We start from the raw sequence: 18942 nt of genomic DNA, 5'->3' as shown, positions 1-18942 counted from the left end.
CATGCTCTTGAGGGGCGCGGGGAACTGCACGACCAGCCCTCACTGACCCGCACATGCCCACGCACCCTGGATACGCCACGACCGCCGGAGGCTGACGCCTCCGGCGGTCACACGTGTAACGAAGCGGAGCGTGCCCGCTCAGTCGGAGATGAGGCCCTCTCGGAGCTGGGCCAGGGTGCGGGTGAGGAGGCGGGAGACGTGCATCTGGGAGATGCCGACTTCTTCGCCGATCTGCGACTGCGTCATGTTCGCGAAGAAGCGGAGCATGATGATCCGGCGCTCGCGGGGCGGCAGCTTGGCGAGCAGGGGCTTCAGGGACTCGCGGTACTCGACGCCCTCCAGTGCGCTGTCCTCGTAGCCGAGGCGGTCGGCCAGGGAGCCTTCGCCGCCGTCGTCCTCGGGGGCCGGGGAGTCCAGCGACGACGCCGTGTACGCGTTGCCGACGGCGAGGCCGTCGACGACGTCCTCCTCCGACACGCCCAGCACGGCGGCGAGTTCGGTGACCGTCGGTGAGCGGTCGAGCTTCTGCGAGAGCTCGTCGCTGGCCTTGGTGAGGGCCAGGCGCAGCTCCTGCAGCCGCCTCGGCACCCGCACCGACCACGAGGTGTCGCGGAAGAACCGCTTGATCTCGCCCACGACCGTCGGCATCGCGAACGTCGGGAACTCCACGCCCCGCTCGCAGTCGAAGCGGTCGATCGCCTTGATCAGGCCGATCGTTCCGACCTGGACGATGTCCTCCATCGGCTCGTTGCGCGACCGGAAGCGGGCGGCGGCGTAACGCACCAGCGGGAGGTTGAGCTCGATGAGGGTGTCCCGGACGTAGGCACGCTCGGGGCTGTTCTCGTCGAGTGCGGCCAGCCGCAGGAACAGGGAGCGGGACAGGGTGCGGGTGTCGATGTTCGCCGAGGCCGACAAGGCCGGGAAGTCAGTCGCCGGCGGAGCCTGGGGACCGGGAAGGTCCGGAAGGCCCGGAAGCTCCTGAAGGTCCTGAGGGGCCTGGAAAGCGTCGGGCGCGGTCTCGCTCTTGGCGAGCGTGAGCACCTTCGAGCTGCCCTGGTCTGCGGACATGCCACCCCCTTTGGGTCGCGGACGGTCGCGGCGGACGCTCCGTCGTAAGGAACGCAGCCTCCACCTGAATACCGGCGGCGAGGCCACGGCAAACGCGCTGGGGGAAGAATGTCACACGTCGGCAACGCGATGTAGTGACATGTCGACATGACAAGGGTGAATAGGCCCTGGAAACAGGCGGTATGACGGAGTTTCAGGCCAGAACCGTCGGTAAGAGCATCGATGAGCGATTCGCTCCCTCCGGTGACACCTCGCCAGCGCATTCGGTTATGCCAGATGGCCTGGGCACGTGTGCCGCTGGCCAATTCTGTGCGCCCCGCCTGCCTTCGTGCGCCCCGTGTGCCCCACGGCCCATCGCCGGTGTTGGGAAGGAGATCTGGTTACCGCCGGTCACGTCCACCCGGGCCCCGTAAGGGGCGCGGGGCTGTATCGATATGCGGCTCCGCCGCGTGGGCGCGAGAAACCACGACATACCCGCAGCCGCAAACCCCCAGTACGCCCCGAGCCATTAGTCGCCCCTGCCCCAAGCGGAGCGCTCACGCCTCGATCCGGTTGGCCGAACGCAGCCGCGCGAAGCTCCGCGCGAGCAGACGCGAGACATGCATCTGGGAGACCCCCAGCTCCGCGCTGATCTGTGACTGGGTGAGGTTGCTGTAGTAGCGGAGCAGCAGGATCCGCTGCTCGCGTTCCGGGAGTTGGACGAGGAGGTGCCGGACGAGGTCGCGGTGTTCGACGCCGTCGAGTTCCGGGTCCTCATAGCCGAGTCGGTCGAGGAGCCCCGGCATGCCGTCGCCCTCCTGGGCGGCCTCCAGCGAGGTCGCGTGGTACGAGCGTCCGGCCTCGATGCAGGAGAGGACCTCGTCCTCGCTGATGCGCAGCCGCTCGGCGATCTCGGCGGTCGAGGGGGCGCGCCCGAAGGCGGTCGTGAGGTCCTCGGTGGCGGTGTTCACCTGCACCCACAGCTCGTGCAGCCGGCGGGGGACGTGGACCGTGCGGACGTTGTCGCGGAAGTACCGCTTGATCTCGCCGACGACGGTCGGCATCGCGAAGGTCGGGAACTGCACGCCCCGGTCCGGGTCGAACCGGTCGATGGCGTTGATCAGCCCGATGGTGCCGACCTGGACCACGTCCTCCATGGGCTCGTTGCGGGAGCGGAAGCGGGCGGCCGCGTAGCGCACGAGCGGGAGGTTCGCCTCGATGAGCGCCCCGCGCACGCGGTTGTGCTCGGGAGTGCCCGGCTCCAGGTGCTTCAGTTCGCCGAAGAGGACCTGGGTAAGGGCCCGGGTGTCGGCGCCGCGACGTTTCTCCGGGACGGGGGCAGGGGCTTCTTCCTGGGGTGGCGCAGTACTGGCCGACACGGTCAACGCCACCTCTTCATCCATCAACTCAACCGTCAAAAGCGGTCATAGCATCACAAGACATGTGCACTGTGATCAAGCACCTCATATCGCCGTGTTGAGGGAGAGTTGAGGGAGAGTTGAGGGAGGGTGCGGCATTTCGGGCATAAAAGCGCCCCGCACTGTTCGAGTGCGGGGCGGGCCTTGCGGCCGTACGGCCGTACGGCTCAGAACTCGTAGTCGGCGATCACCCATGTGGCGAACTCGTGCCACAGCGCGACGCCCGCCTGGTGCTCCGGGTGCTCGACATACCGCCGCAGGGCGTCCACGTCGTCGAACGCCGAGTTGATCGCGAAGTCGTACGCGATGGGCCGGTCGCTCAGGTTCCAGCCCAGCTCCCAGAAGCGCAGCTCGGGGATCTTGCCGTCGAGCGCGCGGAAGGCCTCCACGCCCGCCACGACGCGAGGGTCGTCGCGCTCGACGCCCTCGTCGAGCTTGAAGAGGACGAGATGGCGGATCATGGGCGCTCCGAGAAGGTCGTACGACGTGCTGCGACGCGGGGGTACTGGAGGTGCGGGTAGGTCGGTTGGGTACTAGTCGGCCCCGTTGGCGATCCACGTGAAGAAGTCACCGATGGAGTGGGCGGCGCTCGAGACGCCCTCGAACCCTATCTGGACGTAGTCGGCGGCCTTGGCCGGGTCGGAGATGATCACGTAGAACACGAAGACCACGAGCACGAACAGCGCGATCTTCTTTGCCTGTACCGCCACAGCGGCCTCCCCCGCCTCGTCTGCCCGGTGGGACCCATGAGCCCCATGGGTGCCTCTTTGCCGGCGGCGAGTGTAACCCGATCATACGTTCGCGGGTGATCTCCAGGACGCACGAAGGGCCCCACCTGACGGTGGGACCCTTCTTCAGCGGTAGCGGAGGGATTTGAACCCTCGGTGACTTGCGCCACACTCGCTTTCGAGGCGAGCTCCTTCGGCCGCTCGGACACGCTACCGAGGGAGACCTTACAGCACGGTGGGGTGTGCTTTGAAATCGGTATTCGGTATTCAGCGGGCCCGGAAGAACTCCGTGAGGAGCCGGGCGCAGTCGTCGGCGAGCACTCCCTCGATCACCTCGGGACGGTGGTTGAGCCGACGGTCGCGTACGACGTCCCAGAGGGACCCGGTGGCGCCGGCCTTCTCGTCGCGGGCGCCGTAGACGACCCGGTCGACCCGGGACTGCACGAGGGCGCCCGCGCACATCGTGCAGGGTTCGAGGGTGACGACCAGTGTGCAGCCGGTCAGCCGCCACTCCCCGAGCTCCTCGGCGGCCCGGCGGATGGCCAGGACCTCCGCGTGGGCCGTCGGATCGCCGGTCGCCTCGCGCTCGTTGTGCCCGGTGGCCAGTACGGTCGTGCCGTCCGGGGACAGTACGACGGCACCGACCGGGACATCGCCGCCCTCGGCGGCCCGCCCGGCCTCGTCCAGGGCGAGCCGCATCGCGGCCCGCCAGCGGTCGCGTACCGGATCGGGGCCCGGTGCCTCTGCGTCGGTTGCTTCGGTCACCCGGGGAACCTAACGGATGGGGAGGTCCGGGAAGCCGACTAGCGGACCGTCTCCAGGACCTCCGACGCTCCGAGGGCCTCGGCGATCGAGCTGAGGGCGTCGTCGGCGTCGAGGGCGCGCAGTTCCTTCTCGGTCACGCCCAGGTCGTCGAGGATCTCGCTGTCGCCGACCGGGCTGTGCGGCACGGCCTCGGCGGCCGTGCCGCCGTCGTCATTGTCGTCGGCCGGCTCACCGTCCTCCGTGCCGTCGAGGTCGAGGGAGTCCAGGTCGGCGCCGTCGTCGCCGGGCTCCCTTCCGAGCAGTTCGTTGGTGAGCAGGATTTCGCCGTAGCTGCTGCGGGCAGCGGCGGCGGCGTCCGACACGTAGATACGAGGGTCGTCCTCGCCATCGATACGGACGACGCCGAACCAGGCGTCCTCCTGCTCGATGAGCACCAGCACCGTGTCGTCGTCGGGCGAGGCTTCACGGGCCAGGTCGGCCAGATCCGACAGGGTCTCCACATCGTCGAGCTCTGTGTCGCTCGCTTCCCACCCGTCTTCGGTGCGCGCGAGCAGTGCGGCGAAGTACACCGTGACTCTCCCACTGGTCATAGGCGTGCCGGTTGGGGGTCCCCCCGGCGGAGGTTGCTGGGCGGGGAGTGCTGTGCTCCGAGCCCCACCCACTCGGAATCGTGGCAGAAACAGAGCGCCCAGGGGATGTCTTCGGCTCCCTGTGTCCGGCCGAATTGATCGCCGGTCGGTCCGCCGTTCACCTGCGCACCTGTTGCCGCCACCAGCGGATCGTACGCGGAGTTCCTGGCCGCACATGCACGGCCACCCCGTGAGCGGCGCGTGTACGACCCGCAGGGAGGGGCAGAAGCATGGGTTTGGGTGCCTGCGGCTACCAGCGGAAGGTACGCATGCGCAGGGCGTGACGGAGCCGGGCGGCCTTGGCGCGGCGCGGCTGGACCCGGTCCCGCAGCTCCCGCGCCTCGGTCAGCTCCCGCAGGAACTGCGCCCGACGGCGCCTGCGCGCGGCGTCGCCGTCCTGGTCCGTCTCGAGGTCTGTCCCCGGGCGCGTATCCGGGCGCGTATCCGGGTGCGTCTTCGGGCCCGCCCCCTGGCCCGCCTCTCGGCCCGCTGTCTCCTGCCCCGTCCCCTGGCCTTTCTCCGGGCCCGTCCCCCTGTCCTCGGCCCCCCGCTGTCGCGGCGACCTGTCGTCCACGTCTGCCATGGGCTCACCACCGTCCGGCATCGGCTCACCACCCCGCTACGTTCCTCCCTATTTCCCTCCGACGGGGGGTTTGATGCCATCGGGCGGGTGAACCGTGTGGATCCCGCGCGCCGGGGTGTACCGCCGGCCGGGGACGGGGAGGCCGCCGCTGTTGCCCCGGTTACTGTTGTGGTCATGCGTCTCCACGTCGTCGACCACCCCCTGGTCGCCCACAAGCTCACCACGCTGCGCGACCAGCGCACCGACTCCCCGACCTTCCGCCGTCTCGCCGACGAGCTGGTCACCCTGCTCGCCTACGAGGCCACGCGTGACGTGCGCACCGAGCAGGTCGACATCAAGACGCCGGTCGCCCCCACCACCGGCGTCAAGCTCTCCCACCCGCGCCCGTTGGTCGTGCCGATCCTGCGGGCGGGCCTCGGCATGCTCGACGGCATGGTCCGGCTGCTGCCGACGGCCGAGGTGGGCTTCCTGGGCATGATCCGCAACGAGGAGACGCTCCAGGCCTCCACGTACGCCACGCGGATGCCGGAGGACCTCTCCGGGCGTCAGGTGTACGTCCTCGACCCCATGCTCGCCACCGGTGGCACCCTCGTCGCCGCGATCCGTGAGCTGATCGCGCGCGGCGCGGACGACGTGACCGCCGTGGTGCTCCTCGCCGCCCCCGAGGGCGTCGAGGTCATGGAGCGCGAGCTGGCGGGCACCCCGGTGACGGTCGTCACCGCCGCGGTTGACGAGCGCCTGAACGAGCACGGCTACATCGTGCCGGGTCTGGGGGACGCGGGGGACCGTCTGTACGGGGCTGCCGAGTAACACTTCACGGGGCTTGGCGGGCCTTCCCGGGCCTGGCGGGTTGTCCCTTACGGACTCAGGGACCGGCTCGGCTCAGCAGGCCTTCGTGGCGGTGGGCGTCGGCTCGGGACTGGTCAGGTCGGCGAGGGCCTTGTCGGCGTCCTTCTGCTTGCTGAGGGACTTGAAGCCGGTTCCGATGATGAGGTCGACCTCGGTGGCCTTCGCGCGCCCGTCGGTCTTCAGCTGGGCGCCGACGAGCTGGGTGTTGAGGACGGGCAGGGCCGTCTTCTCGGCGGCCTTCGCGCCGAGCAGTATCGCTGCCCCCTTGACCTTCTTGTCGTACTCCTCGGTCGCGTTGCCCACGTTGCCGATCCGGAAGCCGCGCTTCTTCAGCTCGTCGGCGGTGTCCTTGGCGAGGCCTGCGCGGGGCGTGGCGTTGAGGACGTTGACGGTGATCTTTCCGGGCTCGGGGAAGGCCTTCCCGGACGGATCGGATGCCTCGGACGCCTTGGATCCCCTGGAGCCCTTGGGCGCCGTGGGCGAGGGGCTCACTCCGGCCGAGCAGTCGGACTTGGGGCCGGCCGCGGTCGCCTTGTCGTTGCCGGTGAACACGTCGATGAGCTGCAGTGTTCCCCAGCCGACAAGGCCCAGCGCGGTCGCGGAGGCGATGACCGCGAGCACGAGCCTGCGGCGCCTCTTCGGTCGGCGCAGCCGCGGGTACTTGTCCCCCGTGATCCGGTACTGGCCGCCCATGCCGGGAGGGGTCAGCATGCTCATGGGCGCAGCGTAGTGCCGTCGGGCGGTGATTCCTACTAGATGATCATTGTCCGCACTGCACTCCAACCCGAAAGGGCCAACCGGCGGGGCCGGGAGCCTTACGGGGTGGCCTTGGAGGGCCTTGGCGCTAGTCCAGTTCCAGGACGCGGGCGTGGAGTACCTGGCGTTGCTGGAGGGCGGCGCGTACGGCGCGGTGGAGGCCGTCCTCCAGGTACAGGTCGCCCTGCCACTTCACCACGTGCGCGAAGAGGTCGCCGTAGAAGGTGGAGTCCTCGGCGAGGAGGGTCTCCAGGTCGAGCTGCCCCTTGGTCGTCACGAGCTGATCGAGGCGGACCGGGCGCGGCGCGACGTCCGCCCACTGCCGGGTGCTTTCCCGGCCGTGGTCGGGGTACGGCCGGCCGTTTCCGATGCGCTTGAAGATCACACGGAAAGCCTACCGGTCGAGACGTTCCGGGCGCAGCCATGGCGACGGAGTGTGACCCCCGAAAAGGTGCCGTGAATCAGGGCAAAACGGTTATTTCATGAGGTGCGGTGGCGGCCACGCCCCCTCTTCGGAAGGTCGTCGGGAGCCGTGAGGGCCGGGGCCCGACCGGATGCGGGGCGCGATCCGAAGCGTGAACGGGGGTCGGAAACAAGCCATCAGGAGCGCGAATCTGCGGGGAACGAGGAGGGGCGGGGAGGCCTGGGCACCGGGGACGAGGAACGCCCTGGAGTCGGGTGGGCTCCAGGGCGTTGCCGTGGTCAGTCGTGTTTCGGGGGCTGCGGGGGCTGCGGGGGCTTCGGGGGGTGGTGGTCGCCGCTCATCGGGTCGTGCTCGGGCTCGGTGGGCTGGTCGGGGTTCGGTTTGGGGGTGCTGCGGGCGGCCTCCGCACGGAGGAGGGCGCGCAGGACCGTGTACGGGTCGCTGGGCATGCCTGTGTCCTGTCTGTCCTGTGTTCTCGGGATCTCACGTGCTGTCTTGGTGGAGGGGGTGAGCCGGAGGGCTCTCAGCAGCGCAGGATCACGGAGCGCAGGGTGTGCGGGGTGTAGGGGAGCGACGCCCGGGGGCGGGGTGGTGCGGGGAAGGGGAGCCTCGCGGCGGGCGGATGCGAAGGGGGTGTGACGGGAGCCGGGCGGGTCGTCGCGGACGGCCGGTGGGTGTGGCGGGACGGGGGTCGCGGGGCCGTCTCCACGAGGTCGTACTCGGCGGCGGCCGACTCGCTCGACACCGTGATCGCGAGGCCCGCGTGGGCCATGCCGTGGGCGCCGGGGACCAGCAGGGCGAAGGTCAGGGCGAGCACCCTGGTCCAGGTCCAGGACCAGGCCCACGTTCGGGTCGGGGTGGTGCTCACGGGGGTTGTTTCCCCGGTGTGGGGGCGGGCCGCATCGCCGCGGCCGTGAGATCCGCTCACACGGCGTACGGCCCCACCGGTGCCGTATGGCTACGCGCCGGAGGTCTTCGCCTTCGCCGCCGCCTTCATCTCCTGCTTGTGGGCGCGGACCTTGGCCAGGGACTCGGGGCCCTTGATGTCGGCGACGGAGCGGAAGGAGTCGGGTTCGCCGTAGGCGCCCGCGGCCTCGCGCCAGCCCTCGGGGTGGACGCCGAGCTGTTTGCCGAGGAGGGCGAGGAAGATCTGGGCCTTCTGGCGGCCGAAGCCGGGAAGGGCCTCCAGGCGGGCCAGGAGGTCCTTTCCGGTCGTCACGTCACGCCAGAGCGCGCCGGCGTCCCCGTCGTGGTGCTCGACGAGGTACTGGCACAGCTGCTGGATCCGCTTGGCCATGGAGCCGGGGTAGCGGTGGACGGCCGGCTTGGTCGAGAGGAGCGCGGCGAAGGCCTCCGGGTCCATGGCGGCGATCTCGTGGGCGTCGAGGTCGTCGGAGCCGAGCCGGGCGGCGATGGTCCGGGGGCCCTTGAACGCCCACTCCATCGGCACCTGCTGGTCCAGCAACATGCCGACCAGCGCGGCGAGCGGACTGCGCCCGAGGAGTTCGTCCGCCTCGGGGTCCTGGGCGAGGTGAAGGGTGACGTTCATGCTCCGATGATCGCGTGTCCGGCGGCGTGGCGCAGCGCGGGCCCCTCCCGCTCGAGCGAAGCCGAGAGTGCGGGAGCGTGCATGGCGTCGTGCGGCAGACGGGACTCCGCAGCACCCCCTAAGGCCGCCAGTAGCCCAGCGCGTGCATCCGTTGCTTCGGCAGGCCCAGTTCCTTGCGGAAGTACGACGTCAGCGAGCGGGTCGTCGCGGTGTCGCAGTCGATGCAGACGTATGGGTCCGGGGCGTCCTTCAGCAGCGTGGGCGCGTCCGCCTGCACCTGGGCGAGGAGGCGGGCACCGGCGTCCTGGTGTGGGACCGGCGTCCTGGTGTGGGACCGGCGTCCTGGTGTGGGACCGGCGTCCTGGCGTGGGACCGGGCGGAGTTCGTGGCGGGTCGGGCGCAGGCGCAGCGGGAGGCCGGCCGCTTCGTCCGGGGTCTCGAACCAGATCGTCGCCGGGGCCGAACCCAGTGCGTCCAGCAGGGAGTTGATCGCCGGCAGCGAGGCCGGGGCGCCGATGGCCAGGACGTGGGAGGGGGCCGGGTCCGGGTCGGTGAACCGCGTGCCGTGGACCGTGGCCTCGATGGTGTCCCCGGGCTTCGCCGAGCGCGCCCAGTCGCTGGCGTGTCCCTCGTGGAGGGCGAACTCCAGGCTGAAGGTCCCGGTGTGGTCGGCGCGCCGGACATGCCCGCCATCCACATGGACACCCATCTGGCCTCCGCCGGGCCGCTGTTGGACCATCTGGCCGGTCTCCCCGGCACGCTTGCTCCGGACGCGGCCGACCTCCGTGAACGGCTGCTGCGCTGGGACCGACGGATGGCGGCCGACAACGTCGAGGCGGCGGCGTACGCGCCGGTGCGCGGGGCGGTCGTACGGCGGCTCGCGGCGCATCCCGCCTTCGCGGCGCTGGCCGCGGCGCCGGCGTACCCCGAGGTCTTCCGGCCGTGGCTCTCGCTCACCGTCCGGATCGGCTTCGCGCTCGAACACCTGCTCAGGGCGGAGGAGTTGTACGGCGTCGACCGTACGGCGATCGTGCGGGAGGCGTTGGAGGAGGCCGCCGGGGCCGAGTTCGGCTGGTGGGGGGACAGGCATCGGCTTGTGGCATGGCGTGCGGTCGAGGATGACGAGCAACAGCCTCTGGGTCGTGCCGTTCGGGGCGTCGGGGGTGGCCGGGTCGGCCCGTCACCGCGACCAACTCCCCCTGTGGCTCAAGGGGACCTCGTACCGGTTGTCACTGATTGGGATCTGGTGACGAAGGACCGAGGAGAGAACTGATGGCGAATGAGACGGCTATCGCGCCGTACGGCGGCCGCGTGGCCGTGCACGAGGAGGTGATCGAGGGCTTCGGGTCCGTGCGGATCCTGCCGTTGGAGCCGGACGCCGACGCCGATGTGGTGCACGGGTGGGTGAGGGAACCGCGTGCCGAGTTCTGGGGCATGAACGGGCTCACCAAGGAGCAGGTCCAGGAGATCTACGCCCATCTCGCCACCCTCGACACCCACCACGCCTTCCTCGCCGTACACGAGGGCGAGCCCGGCGACATCGGGGTGCATGTGCTGCTGGCGCCGGCCGGGCCGGGCGGCGGTCGGCCCGGCCCGGCGTGGTCGGCGTCGGTGCTGGCGGCCTTCACGTCGTACGTGCTGGTCGGGCTGGACCCGCGGCGGGTGGTCGTCGATCCGGACGTGCGGAACGAGAAGGCGATCGCACGGTTCATGCGGCAGGGCTTCGAGCGCGGGCCGGTCGTCGTGCTGCCGGAGAACGATCTGCCGGATGTGTATCTGCCGGATGTGTACCTGCCGGAGAAGCGGGCCCAGTTGGCGTTCCTGAGGAGAGGGAGCGTGCGCGGGCGGTAGTTCGCGTGATGGGCGTAGCGTGGGGCGGATGACTCCTGAAGAGCTCATCTCCCACTACGCCTTGGAGCCCATCCCGCGGGAGGGCGGTCGTTTCCGTCAGACGTGGGCGGGCGCGAAGCGGGGCGACGGGCGGCCCGAGGGGACCGCGATCGTCGCCCTGCTCACCACCGAGCCCGGCGACTACTCGGCGCTGCACCGGCTCCCCGACGACGAGATCTGGCACTTCTACCTCGGCGATCCCCTCCAGATGCTGCTCCTGCACCCCGACGGCTCGTCGCGGGTCGTCGTCCTCGGGACGGATGTGGGCGGCGGACAGTACGTGCAGTACGTCGTGCCCGCCGGGACCTGGATGGGGGCGCGGGTCCTGGGTGGCGCCGGGGCCTGGACGTTGTTCGGGTGCACAATGGCGCCCGGGTTCACCTTCGAGGGGTACGAGCACGGGGACGCCGGGGAGCTGGCCACGCGGTATCCGGAACGGGCCGCGCTCATCGCGGAGCTGGGAAGGGAGTGACCCGGAGCCGTCCGGCGGGCCCCGCCCGTCCGATGGTCCGGGGCCGGGGGATGAACGCGCCGTTGGTGACACGCGTACCTAATCGAGGAATCCGACCTGACCGAGGAATCCGAGAGCCGGCAACAGTGGATCCGGAGCGCGACGTGGGCCGACGCAGCGACAGGGGCAATCAGGGACATGGCGGAACCGGCGGGGACATCGAAGCCGGCGGTGGGTCCAGGGGTGGGTACGGCCGGCCACGCACGGGCTGGACGGGGACGGTGACGCGGACCGGGGGGTACGGCCGTGTCGGCGCCGGACGCCGAGGGGTTCAGCGCCTGGTGCTGCTGGGCAGCGTGCTGGTCCTGTTCCTCCTCGGCGGGGCGGGGACCGCGTCCGCGCACGCGGCGCTCACGGGCAGCGACCCCACCGACGGAAGCGTCCTCGACTCCGCTCCCCGGGACGTCACCCTCACCTTCACCGAGTCGGTAAGCCTCCTCGACGACTCCATCCGCGTCATCGACCCGGAGAACCGCGCGGTCGAGACGGGGAAGCCGGGGCGCTCGGGCGACCGTTCCGACACGGCCCGGGTCACCCTCCCGACGGGCCTCGACGACGGCACGTACACGATCGCCTGGCGAGTCGTCTCGGCCGACAGCCACCCCATCTCCGGCGCGCTGATCTTCTCCGTCGGCGAACCCACGGCGACCTCCGCCAACCTCCCCACCGGCCTCACCGAGGACCCGCTCACCTCCTCCCTCTACGACATCACCCGCTACTTCGCGTACGGCGCCCTCGCCCTGCTCATCGGCGTGACCGTCTTCACGACGGCCGTACTCGGCCGGGCGAACGAGACGCTGCGCAAGCTGCTCCTGGCGGGCTGGCTGGCGCTGCTGCTGGCCTCGGCGGCCCTGCTGCTGCTCCGCGGCCCGTACGAGCGGGGCAGCGGCGTCGGGGCCGCCCTCGACCCGTCCGTCCTGAGCGACACGGCGACGACCAGGCCGGGCCTCGCCCTGCTGGCGCGGCTGGCGCTGCTCGCGGCGGTCGGGGTCTTCCTCGTCCGCGTGCGGGGCCGGGAAGGGACGTGGGGGAGGGGCACGCTGATCGGCGGGGTCCTGCTCTCCCTCGGGCTGGCCGGCACCTGGGCGGCCGCCGAGCACGCGTCCGCCGGTATCCAGGTGCCGGTGGCGATGACCTCGTCCGTGCTGCACCTGCTCGCCATGGCCGCCTGGCTGGGCGGGCTGACCGCCCTGCTCACGGTGTTGTACCGGGCCCCCGAATCCCTGTCGGCGGCCGTGGTCACCCGCTTCTCCCGGCTCGCCTTCGCCTCGGTCGTCGTCCTGGTCGTCACCGGTGTCTACCAGTCCTGGCGCGGCCTCGGCTCCTGGGCCGCGTTCAGCACCACGGCGTACGGGCAGATCCTCGTCGCCAAGCTGGGCGCGGTCGTGCTGTTGCTGGTGGCGGCGTGGTTCTCGCGGCGGTGGACGGGGCGGTTGGCGGCCGGGGCGGCCGAGGACGAGGGTGAGGGTGAGGTTGCCGAGTCGTCGGAGGCGGTGGCGGAGCGGGTGCCTCAGCCGGTGGGGGCGGTGGCTCTGCTGAAGGACGAGGGCGGTGCCGATCGCGGTGCCGGTGGCGATTCGGTCGCCGCCGCGGACGGTCCCGACGAGGGAACCCCTGCCTTCTCCGCGGACGGTCCCGACGAGGGAACCCCTGCCTCCCTCGCCCCGCAGGACGACTCGTCCTCCGACGGCCACCGCCAGGCCCTCCGGCGTTCCGTGCTCGCGGAGTTCACCATCGCGGTCGTGATCCTCGTGATCACCACGGCGTTGACGGGCACCCTGCCGGGCCGGGCCGTGGCCGAGAGCGCGAAGAAGCCCGGGGGCGCGGCCGCGCCCGGCGAGATCACGGCGTCCTCGACCACGGTCCCCTTCGACGTCGGCACCCCGAACGGTCACGGCAAGGTCCAGATCGACCTCGGGCCGGGCCGCGTCGGCAAGAACTCCGTGCAGGCCGTGGTCTTCGGCCCCGACGACGGCATCGCGACCGTCCCCGAACTGCGCCTCACGTTCACCCTCCGGGCCCAGAAGGTCGGCCCGATCGACGCGAAGCTGGAGAACCGGGGCGGCTACTGGGCCACGGACACCCTCCAGCTCCCGCTGCCCGGCACCTGGACGATGAACCTCACGGTCCGTACGACGGACATCGACCAGGTCACGGTGAAGAAGTCGGTACGGGTCGGATAGACAGGCCCGTTACCGGTCGCTCGCGTGCAGCGGCGCGCCCACCAGCGACGTCGACGGGGTCCCGTCCACACCGACGGGCGGCTCCCCGGCGACCATCACCCGGTGCATGATGCGCGGGAAGTCCAGGTGGGCGGTGTCGTTGGGGGCGAGGTGGAGCGTGGCGCGGTTGTCCCAGAGGGCCACGGAGCCCGGCTCCCAGCGGAAGCGGACGGTGTACTCGGGGCGCGTGACCTGCTCGACGAACATCTCGAGCAGGAGCCTGCTCTCGGCCCGGGTCACGTCGACGATGTTCTCGACGTAGTACGGGTTGACGTACAGCACGCGTTCGCCGGTCTCGGGGTGGACGCGGACCACCGGGTGGACGGAGGCGACCTGGTGGTCCTGGAGGTGGCGGAGATAGGGGTCGGGGCCGGAGCGGGCGAGATAGCCGACGCCGAGGCGGTGTTCGGCGCGCAGGTCGTCGGCGAAGCGGCGTACGGGTTCGGACAGGCCGGCGTAGGCGGTGGCGAGGTTGGTCCAGGTGGTGTCGCCGCCGTAGGGCGGGACGCGTTCGGCGCGGAGCAGGGTCAGGGCGGGCGGGTCGATGCGCGCGGTGTGGTCGCCGTGCCAGCCGCGCAGCGTGGAGTGGCGGCGGCGCTCCAGCCACTCGTCCTGGTCCATGCCGTGCTTGCTGCCCAGTTCCTTGCGGTCGGCGGTCGTCTCGATCTCCGGGTACTCGGTCGGCGAGTACGAGCCCCGCGAACGCAGCCGTATCGGCTCGCCGAAGCGGCGCGCGAACGCGATCTGCCCGGCGTGGTCCAGCTTCTGCTCCCGGAAGAACACGACCTTCCAGCGGAGCAGCGCCGCACGGATCCCCGCGATCGTCCGGTCGTCCAGGGGGCCGGAGAGGTCGACGCCGTGGATGTCGGCGCCGATGTGCCCGGAGGCCGGCCGTACGTCGAGCCCGTCGCCGGGCCGTTCTGTGTCGATGCCGATGTCGTCGATGCTCATCGCTCGCCCCTCAACGCCCAAACGCCCAAACGCTCAAACGCTCAAACGCTCAAACGCTCAAACGCTCAAACGCCCAAACGCTCAAACGCTCAATGATCAACGTGTCCGTCGTATCCGCCGGTCTTCCCGCACCTCCGCCCCCGCATGCCCGGTGCTCGGCGATGTGTCCTGTTCGAACGGCGGCATCGACGGGCGGTCGGCTGGTTGAGTGGGTGTCATGACCGACAGGCTCAAGCTCACCGTAAGTGTCCTGGGCACCGGCATCATGGGTGCCGCGATGGCCCGTAACCTGGCCCGCGCCGGCCACTCCGTACGGGCGTGGAACCGTACCCGTGACAAGGCCGAGCCGCTCGCCGCCGACGGCGCGCACATCGCCGAGACCCCCGCGGAAGCGGTGCGTGGCGCCGATGTCGTACTGACCATGCTGTACGACGGCGCCGCCGTGCGGGACGTGATGCGCGAGGCGGCGCCCGGTCTGCGTACCGGGGGCACGTGGGTGCAGTCCACCACCGTCGGCATCGAGGCCGTCGCCGAACTGGCCGACCTGGCCCGCGAACACGGGCTCGTCTTCTACGACTCCCCCGTCCTCGGCACCCGCCGGCCCGCGGAGGACGGGCAGTTGACGGTCCTGGCCGCCGGACCGACCTCGGGGCGGGAGACGGTGACGCCCGTCTTCGACGCCGTGGGAGCCCGTACCGTCTGGACCGGCGAGGACGGCGCGGCGGGCACCGCCACCCGGCTGAAGCTCGTGACCAACAGCTGGGTGCTCGCCGCCACCAACGCGGCCGGCGAGGTCCTCGCCCTGTCCAAGGCCCTCGGCGTGGACCCGCGGTCCTTCTTCGAGGTCATCGAGGGCGGCCCCCTCGACATGGGCTACCTGCGCGCCAAGTCCGCCCTCATCCTGGACGACGGGCTCTCCCCGGCCTCCTTCGCCGTGGCCACCGCCGCCAAGGACGCCCGCCTCATCGTCGAGGCCGGACAACAGCACGGGCTACGCCTCGACGTGGCCGCCGCCGGCGCCGAACGCTTCGCCCGCGCCGCGGCCCAGGGCCACGCCGACGAGGACATGGCGGCCGCGTATTTCGCCAGCTTCGAGGAGGAGCCCACCGAGAGGCCCGCGAAGGCGGGGGAATGAGCGACTCCGTGACACGGGCCGAGCCCGGCGTCGAGGCCGCCGTACGGGAGCGGCCGGCCCGCGAGAAGAACGTCCGGCTGTGCACCGTACGACCGGACGGCTCTCCCGCATGGGACCCCCGTGTGGTTCGCGTCGGTTCCCCGTCGTGGCCGAGGGGGATGCCGTAGTGCACCGTGGCGGTCCCTTGCGGGCGGACATCATGGACGCCTTCACCGCGAAGTACGACTGGGCCGTCTCCGCCCCGCACCGCCCGGGCGAGCCCCGCGTACCGCTCGACGTCCCCGTACGCCGCTCGCGGGTCTGGCCGGTAGCGTCCAGACCCGCGACGCCCGGCCCGAATCCGCCGGGGTCCTCACCGCCACCGGCCCTACTGGTCAGGAATGGAGAAGCACCGACGCCGCGCCGCCCCTAGCGTGAGTGCCATGGACCTCACCATCCACGCGAGCTTCCTTCCGCACGACGACCCGGACGCCGCCCTGGCCTTCTACCGCGACACCCTCGGCTTCGAGGTCAGGGGCGATGTCGGGCACGGCGGGACGCGCTGGATCACGGTCGGCCCGGCCGATCAGCCGGGCACGTCCGTCGTCCTGACGCCGCCCGCCGCCGACCCCGACCTCACCGACGACGAGCGCGACACCATCGCCGAGATGATGGCCAAGGGCACCTACGCCGGCATCGTCCTCGCCACCGCCGACGTCGACGCCACCTTCGACCGGCTCCAGGCCCGCGACGCTGACGTCGTCCAGGAGCCGATCGACCAGCCGTACGGTGTCCGCGACTGCGTCTTCCGCGACCCGGCCGGCAACTGGATCCGCATCCAGCAATCGCGCTGAGCCCTACAGAAGCCCTACGGAAGCCCTACGGAAGCCCTACGGAAGCCCGACAGATCACAGATGGAGACACGATGAGCAAGGTCACGAGCACGGACGCGCGGGCCGCCGGGCGGGGCGCGGGCGACGGTCGTGAGGGGCACGCCGCCGACAGCCATGATCTGATCCGTGTGCACGGCGCCCGCGAGAACAACCTCAAGGACGTCAGCATCGAGATCCCGAAGCGCCGTCTGACGGTGTTCACCGGCGTTTCCGGCTCGGGCAAGAGCTCACTGGTGTTCGACACGATCGCCGCCGAGTCGCAGCGGTTGATCAACGAGACCTACAGCACCTTCGTGCAGGGCTTCATGCCGACGCTCGCGCGGCCCGAGGTCGACGTACTGGACGGGCTGACGACCGCGATCAGCGTCGACCAGCAGCGGATGGGCGCCGACCCCCGCTCCACGGTCGGCACCGCCACCGACGCCAACGCGATGCTGCGCATCCTGTTCAGCCGGCTCGGCAAGCCGCACATCGGCCCGCCCAGCGCGTACTCCTTCAACACCGCCTCCGTCCGGGCGAGCGGCGCGATCACCGTCGAGAAGGGCGCCAAGACCAAGGCACAGAAGGCGACTTACGAGCGCACCGGAGGTATGTGCAACCGCTGCGAGGGCCGGGGTTCGGTCTCCGACATCGACCTCACCCAGCTCTACGACGACTCCAAGTCGATCGCGGAGGGCGCGTTCACCATCCCGGGCTGGAAGTCGGACAGTCAGTGGACCGTGGGCCTCTACGCCCAGTCCGGCTTCCTCGACCCGAACAAACCGATCCGCAGCTTCACCAAGAAGGAGATGCACGACTTCCTCTACGGCGAGCCGACCAAGGTCAAGGTCAACGGCATCAACCTCACCTACGAGGGCCTGATCCCCAAGATCCAGAAGTCGTTCCTCTCCAAGGACAAGGAGGCGATGCAGCCGCACATCCGGGCGTTCGTGGAGCGGGCCGTCACCTTCACCACCTGCCCCGAGTGCGACGGCACCCGGCTCAGCGAGGGGGCCCGGTCGTCGAAGATCAAGCGGATCAGCATCGCCGACGCCTGCGCGATGGAGATCCGTGACCTCGCCGAATGGGTCCGCGGCATAGATGAGCGGTCGGTGGCGCCGCTGCTCGCCAAGCTGCGGCACACCCTGGACTCGTTCGTGGAGATCGGCCTCGGCTATCTCGCGCTGGACCGGCCGGCGGGCACGCTGTCGGGCGGTGAGGCCCAGCGCGTCAAGATGATCCGCCACCTCGGCTCCTCGCTCACCGATGTCACCTACGTCTTCGACGAGCCCACCATCGGCCTGCACCCCCATGACATCCAGCGGATGAACGACCTGCTGCTGCGGCTGCGGGACAAGGGCAACACGGTGCTGGTGGTGGAGCACAAGCCGGAGGTGATCGCGATCGCCGACCATGTCGTCGACCTCGGCCCCGGCGCCGGTACGGCGGGCGGCACCGTCTGCTTCGAGGGCACCGTCGACGGGCTGCGGGCGAGCGACACCGTCACCGGCCGCCATCTCGACGACCGGGCCGGCCTCAAGGAGACGGTACGCAAGGCCACGGGCGCCCTGGAGATCCGCGGCGCGACGGCGAACAACCTGCGCGGCGTCGACGTCGACATCCCGCTCGGCGTGCTCACCGTCATCACCGGCGTCGCCGGCTCCGGCAAGAGCTCGCTCGTGCACGGGGCGCTGCCCCGGCAAGCGGGGGCCGAGGGCGTGGTGTCCGTCGACCAGACGCCGATCCGCGGCTCCCGGCGCAGCAACCCGGCGACGTACACCGGACTCCTCGACCCGATCCGCAAGGCCTTCGCCAAGGTCAACGGCGTGAAGCCGGCGCTGTTCAGCGCGAACTCCGAGGGCGCCTGCCCCACCTGCAACGGCGCCGGCGTCATCTACACCGACCTGGCGATCATGCAGAGCGTCGCCACCCCGTGCGAGGACTGCGAGGGGAAGCGGTTCCAGCCGTCGGTGCTCGACTACCACCTCGGCGGCCGGGACATCAGCGAGGTGCTGGCGATGTCGGTGACCGAGGCCGAGGAGTTCTTCGGCGGTGGCGAGGCGGCCACACCGGCCGCGCACCGCATCCTCGACCGCCTCGCCGACGTCGGCCTCGGCTACCTCACCCTCGGCCAGCCCCTCACCACCCTGTCCGGCGGCGAGCGACAGCGGCTCAAGCTGGCCACGCACATGGGCGAAAAGGGCGGCGACCGTCAGGTCTTCGTACTCGACGAGCCGACGACCGGCCTCCACCTCGCCGACGTCGAGCAGATACTCGGCCTCCTCGACCGTCTCGTCGACTCCGGCAAGTCGGTCATCGTCATCGAACACCACCAGGCGGTCATGGCCCACGCCGACTGGATCATCGACCTCGGCCCCGGCGCCGGCCACGACGGCGGCCGGATCGTCTTCGAGGGCACCCCGGCCGACCTGGTCAAGGCCCGCGCCACGCTCACGGGGGAGCACCTGGCGGCGTACGTGGGGGCCTGACGGGTCTGACGGGTCTGACGGGCCTGACGGGCCTGACCAGGGATGGGTGGGCGGCTGTCTTCCGGCCAGTGCCGGGTGCGGCCGTCCACCCGCGAAGAGGCGGCCCGCGAAGAGGCGGCCCGCGAAGAGGCGGCCCGCAAAAGTC

At 70.8% G+C, this 18942-nt stretch carries 21 protein-coding genes, 1 tRNA gene and 2 pseudogenes; 9 read left to right on the top strand and 15 right to left on the bottom strand.

The genetic code is table 11. The features are described from left to right. Positions 1-138: 138 nt before the first annotated feature. The 8 genes from CES90_RS32030 to CES90_RS31995 form a co-directional block, all read right to left on the bottom strand. Positions 139-1068: an RNA polymerase sigma factor SigF gene (locus CES90_RS32030; protein ID WP_189780992.1), complete on the bottom strand. Its 930-nt coding sequence runs from the start codon at positions 1066-1068 to the stop codon at positions 139-141. A gap of 536 nt (positions 1069-1604) precedes the next feature. Further along, positions 1605-2450, bottom strand: a complete 846-nt coding sequence (locus CES90_RS32025; protein ID WP_189780993.1) for an RNA polymerase sigma factor SigF — start codon at positions 2448-2450, stop codon at positions 1605-1607. 182 nt (positions 2451-2632) lie between these two features. Then, the gene (locus CES90_RS32020; RefSeq protein ID WP_189780994.1) at positions 2633-2926 is read right to left on the bottom strand and encodes a Dabb family protein; all 294 of its coding nucleotides are present in this window, start codon (positions 2924-2926) and stop codon (positions 2633-2635) included. Positions 2927-2998: 72 nt separating this feature from the next. Continuing rightward, positions 2999-3175 (bottom strand): hypothetical protein, encoded by a 177-nt coding sequence (locus CES90_RS32015; RefSeq protein ID WP_189780995.1) that lies wholly within the window; start codon positions 3173-3175, stop codon positions 2999-3001. A 148-nt stretch (positions 3176-3323) separates the two neighbouring features. Beyond that, positions 3324-3408 (bottom strand) — tRNA-Ser (locus CES90_RS32010). A 52-nt stretch (positions 3409-3460) separates the two neighbouring features. Continuing rightward, entirely contained in the window at positions 3461-3892 is a 432-nt protein-coding gene (gene tadA, locus CES90_RS32005) for a tRNA adenosine(34) deaminase TadA (protein ID WP_229913607.1), read from the bottom strand. 104 nt (positions 3893-3996) lie between these two features. After that, positions 3997-4527, bottom strand: a complete 531-nt coding sequence (locus CES90_RS32000; protein WP_189781108.1) for a tRNA adenosine deaminase-associated protein — start codon at positions 4525-4527, stop codon at positions 3997-3999. Between the two features lie 310 nt (positions 4528-4837). Continuing rightward, the gene (locus CES90_RS31995; RefSeq protein ID WP_189781128.1) at positions 4838-5170 is read right to left on the bottom strand and encodes a hypothetical protein; all 333 of its coding nucleotides are present in this window, start codon (positions 5168-5170) and stop codon (positions 4838-4840) included. A gap of 174 nt (positions 5171-5344) precedes the next feature. On the opposite strand from CES90_RS31995, the gene upp reads away from it, so the two are divergent. Further along, on the top strand, positions 5345-5980 hold the full coding sequence (upp, locus tag CES90_RS31990) for a uracil phosphoribosyltransferase (protein WP_189780997.1): 636 nt from the start codon (positions 5345-5347) through the stop codon (positions 5978-5980). A 72-nt stretch (positions 5981-6052) separates the two neighbouring features. On the opposite strand, the gene CES90_RS31985 is transcribed toward upp, so the two are convergent. The 6 genes and pseudogenes from CES90_RS31985 to CES90_RS31960 form a co-directional block, all read right to left on the bottom strand. Beyond that, positions 6053-6712 carry a LytR C-terminal domain-containing protein gene (locus CES90_RS31985; protein ID WP_189781109.1) on the bottom strand — a complete coding sequence of 220 codons (660 nt, stop codon included), beginning with the start codon at positions 6710-6712 and terminating at the stop codon, positions 6053-6055. 151 nt (positions 6713-6863) lie between these two features. Then, complete coding sequence (locus CES90_RS31980; protein ID WP_003999914.1) at positions 6864-7160, bottom strand: type II toxin-antitoxin system VapB family antitoxin; 297 nt, start codon at positions 7158-7160, stop codon at positions 6864-6866. Positions 7161-7477: 317 nt separating this feature from the next. Then, on the bottom strand, positions 7478-7648 hold the full coding sequence (locus CES90_RS31975) for a hypothetical protein (protein WP_189780998.1): 171 nt from the start codon (positions 7646-7648) through the stop codon (positions 7478-7480). A 74-nt stretch (positions 7649-7722) separates the two neighbouring features. After that, on the bottom strand, positions 7723-8067 hold the full coding sequence (locus CES90_RS31970; protein ID WP_189780999.1) for a hypothetical protein: 345 nt from the start codon (positions 8065-8067) through the stop codon (positions 7723-7725). Between the two features lie 90 nt (positions 8068-8157). After that, complete coding sequence (locus CES90_RS31965; protein WP_189781000.1) at positions 8158-8748, bottom strand: HhH-GPD-type base excision DNA repair protein; 591 nt, start codon at positions 8746-8748, stop codon at positions 8158-8160. 118 nt (positions 8749-8866) lie between these two features. Beyond that, positions 8867-9409: pseudogene (locus CES90_RS31960) on the bottom strand (siderophore-interacting protein); the annotation flags it as partial. Positions 9410-9421: 12 nt separating this feature from the next. Here CES90_RS31960 and CES90_RS50120 point away from each other — a divergent pair. From CES90_RS50120 to CES90_RS31945, 4 genes and pseudogenes are all read left to right on the top strand, one after another. Beyond that, positions 9422-10021: pseudogene (locus CES90_RS50120) on the top strand (penicillin acylase family protein); the annotation flags it as partial. Next, the gene (locus tag CES90_RS31955; protein ID WP_189781001.1) at positions 10021-10599 is read left to right on the top strand and encodes a GNAT family N-acetyltransferase; all 579 of its coding nucleotides are present in this window, start codon (positions 10021-10023) and stop codon (positions 10597-10599) included. The pseudogene CES90_RS50120 and the gene CES90_RS31955, both read left to right, overlap by 1 nt. Positions 10600-10627: 28 nt before the next feature. Beyond that, positions 10628-11110: a cupin domain-containing protein gene (locus tag CES90_RS31950; protein ID WP_189781002.1), complete on the top strand. Its 483-nt coding sequence runs from the start codon at positions 10628-10630 to the stop codon at positions 11108-11110. 260 nt (positions 11111-11370) lie between these two features. Next, positions 11371-13332 (top strand): copper resistance CopC/CopD family protein, encoded by a 1962-nt coding sequence (locus CES90_RS31945; protein ID WP_373313267.1) that lies wholly within the window; start codon positions 11371-11373, stop codon positions 13330-13332. Positions 13333-13341: 9 nt separating this feature from the next. On the opposite strand, the gene CES90_RS31940 is transcribed toward CES90_RS31945, so the two are convergent. Then, positions 13342-14322: a TauD/TfdA dioxygenase family protein gene (locus CES90_RS31940; RefSeq protein WP_189781004.1), complete on the bottom strand. Its 981-nt coding sequence runs from the start codon at positions 14320-14322 to the stop codon at positions 13342-13344. Positions 14323-14539: 217 nt separating this feature from the next. Between CES90_RS31940 and CES90_RS31935 the strand changes: the two genes are divergently transcribed. From CES90_RS31935 to CES90_RS31920, 4 genes are all read left to right on the top strand, one after another. Continuing rightward, complete coding sequence (locus CES90_RS31935) at positions 14540-15457, top strand: NAD(P)-dependent oxidoreductase (RefSeq protein WP_189781005.1); 918 nt, start codon at positions 14540-14542, stop codon at positions 15455-15457. After that, complete coding sequence (locus CES90_RS31930; RefSeq protein ID WP_189781006.1) at positions 15454-15624, top strand: hypothetical protein; 171 nt, start codon at positions 15454-15456, stop codon at positions 15622-15624. The genes CES90_RS31935 and CES90_RS31930 overlap by 4 nt, the downstream gene beginning before the upstream one ends. A 255-nt stretch (positions 15625-15879) precedes the next feature. Continuing rightward, positions 15880-16290: a VOC family protein gene (locus CES90_RS31925; protein WP_189781007.1), complete on the top strand. Its 411-nt coding sequence runs from the start codon at positions 15880-15882 to the stop codon at positions 16288-16290. A 71-nt stretch (positions 16291-16361) separates the two neighbouring features. Beyond that, positions 16362-18797 (top strand): ATP-binding cassette domain-containing protein, encoded by a 2436-nt coding sequence (locus CES90_RS31920; RefSeq protein ID WP_189781008.1) that lies wholly within the window; start codon positions 16362-16364, stop codon positions 18795-18797. Positions 18798-18942: the final 145 nt, after the last annotated feature.

It is taken from the genome of Streptomyces capitiformicae (assembly GCF_002214185.1).
Lineage (GTDB): Bacteria > Actinomycetota > Actinomycetes > Streptomycetales > Streptomycetaceae > Streptomyces > Streptomyces capitiformicae.
This window is presented reverse-complemented; position numbering and strand designations above follow the sequence as displayed.

What these genes read in the sequence shown, in the direction of transcription:
- CES90_RS32030 (WP_189780992.1), bottom strand. Translation starts at nt 1,068, where the DNA reads ATGTCCGCAGACCAGGGCAGCTCGAAGGTGCTCACGCTCGCCAAGAGC.
- CES90_RS32025 (WP_189780993.1), bottom strand. Translation starts at nt 2,450, where the DNA reads ATGGATGAAGAGGTGGCGTTGACCGTGTCGGCCAGTACTGCGCCACCC.
- CES90_RS32020 (WP_189780994.1), bottom strand. Translation starts at nt 2,926, where the DNA reads ATGATCCGCCATCTCGTCCTCTTCAAGCTCGACGAGGGCGTCGAGCGC.
- tadA (WP_229913607.1), bottom strand. Translation starts at nt 3,892, where the DNA reads ATGCGGCTCGCCCTGGACGAGGCCGGGCGGGCCGCCGAGGGCGGCGAT.
- CES90_RS31995 (WP_189781128.1), bottom strand. Translation starts at nt 5,170, where the DNA reads ATGGCAGACGTGGACGACAGGTCGCCGCGACAGCGGGGGGCCGAGGAC.
- upp (WP_189780997.1), top strand. Translation starts at nt 5,345, where the DNA reads ATGCGTCTCCACGTCGTCGACCACCCCCTGGTCGCCCACAAGCTCACC.
- CES90_RS31985 (WP_189781109.1), bottom strand. Translation starts at nt 6,712, where the DNA reads ATGGGCGGCCAGTACCGGATCACGGGGGACAAGTACCCGCGGCTGCGC.
- CES90_RS31975 (WP_189780998.1), bottom strand. Translation starts at nt 7,648, where the DNA reads ATGCCCAGCGACCCGTACACGGTCCTGCGCGCCCTCCTCCGTGCGGAG.
- CES90_RS31965 (WP_189781000.1), bottom strand. Translation starts at nt 8,748, where the DNA reads ATGAACGTCACCCTTCACCTCGCCCAGGACCCCGAGGCGGACGAACTC.
- CES90_RS31955 (WP_189781001.1), top strand. Translation starts at nt 10,021, where the DNA reads ATGGCGAATGAGACGGCTATCGCGCCGTACGGCGGCCGCGTGGCCGTG.
- CES90_RS31950 (WP_189781002.1), top strand. Translation starts at nt 10,628, where the DNA reads ATGACTCCTGAAGAGCTCATCTCCCACTACGCCTTGGAGCCCATCCCG.
- CES90_RS31940 (WP_189781004.1), bottom strand. Translation starts at nt 14,322, where the DNA reads ATGAGCATCGACGACATCGGCATCGACACAGAACGGCCCGGCGACGGG.
- CES90_RS31935 (WP_189781005.1), top strand. Translation starts at nt 14,540, where the DNA reads ATGACCGACAGGCTCAAGCTCACCGTAAGTGTCCTGGGCACCGGCATC.
- CES90_RS31930 (WP_189781006.1), top strand. Translation starts at nt 15,454, where the DNA reads ATGAGCGACTCCGTGACACGGGCCGAGCCCGGCGTCGAGGCCGCCGTA.
- CES90_RS31925 (WP_189781007.1), top strand. Translation starts at nt 15,880, where the DNA reads ATGGACCTCACCATCCACGCGAGCTTCCTTCCGCACGACGACCCGGAC.
- CES90_RS31920 (WP_189781008.1), top strand. Translation starts at nt 16,362, where the DNA reads ATGAGCAAGGTCACGAGCACGGACGCGCGGGCCGCCGGGCGGGGCGCG.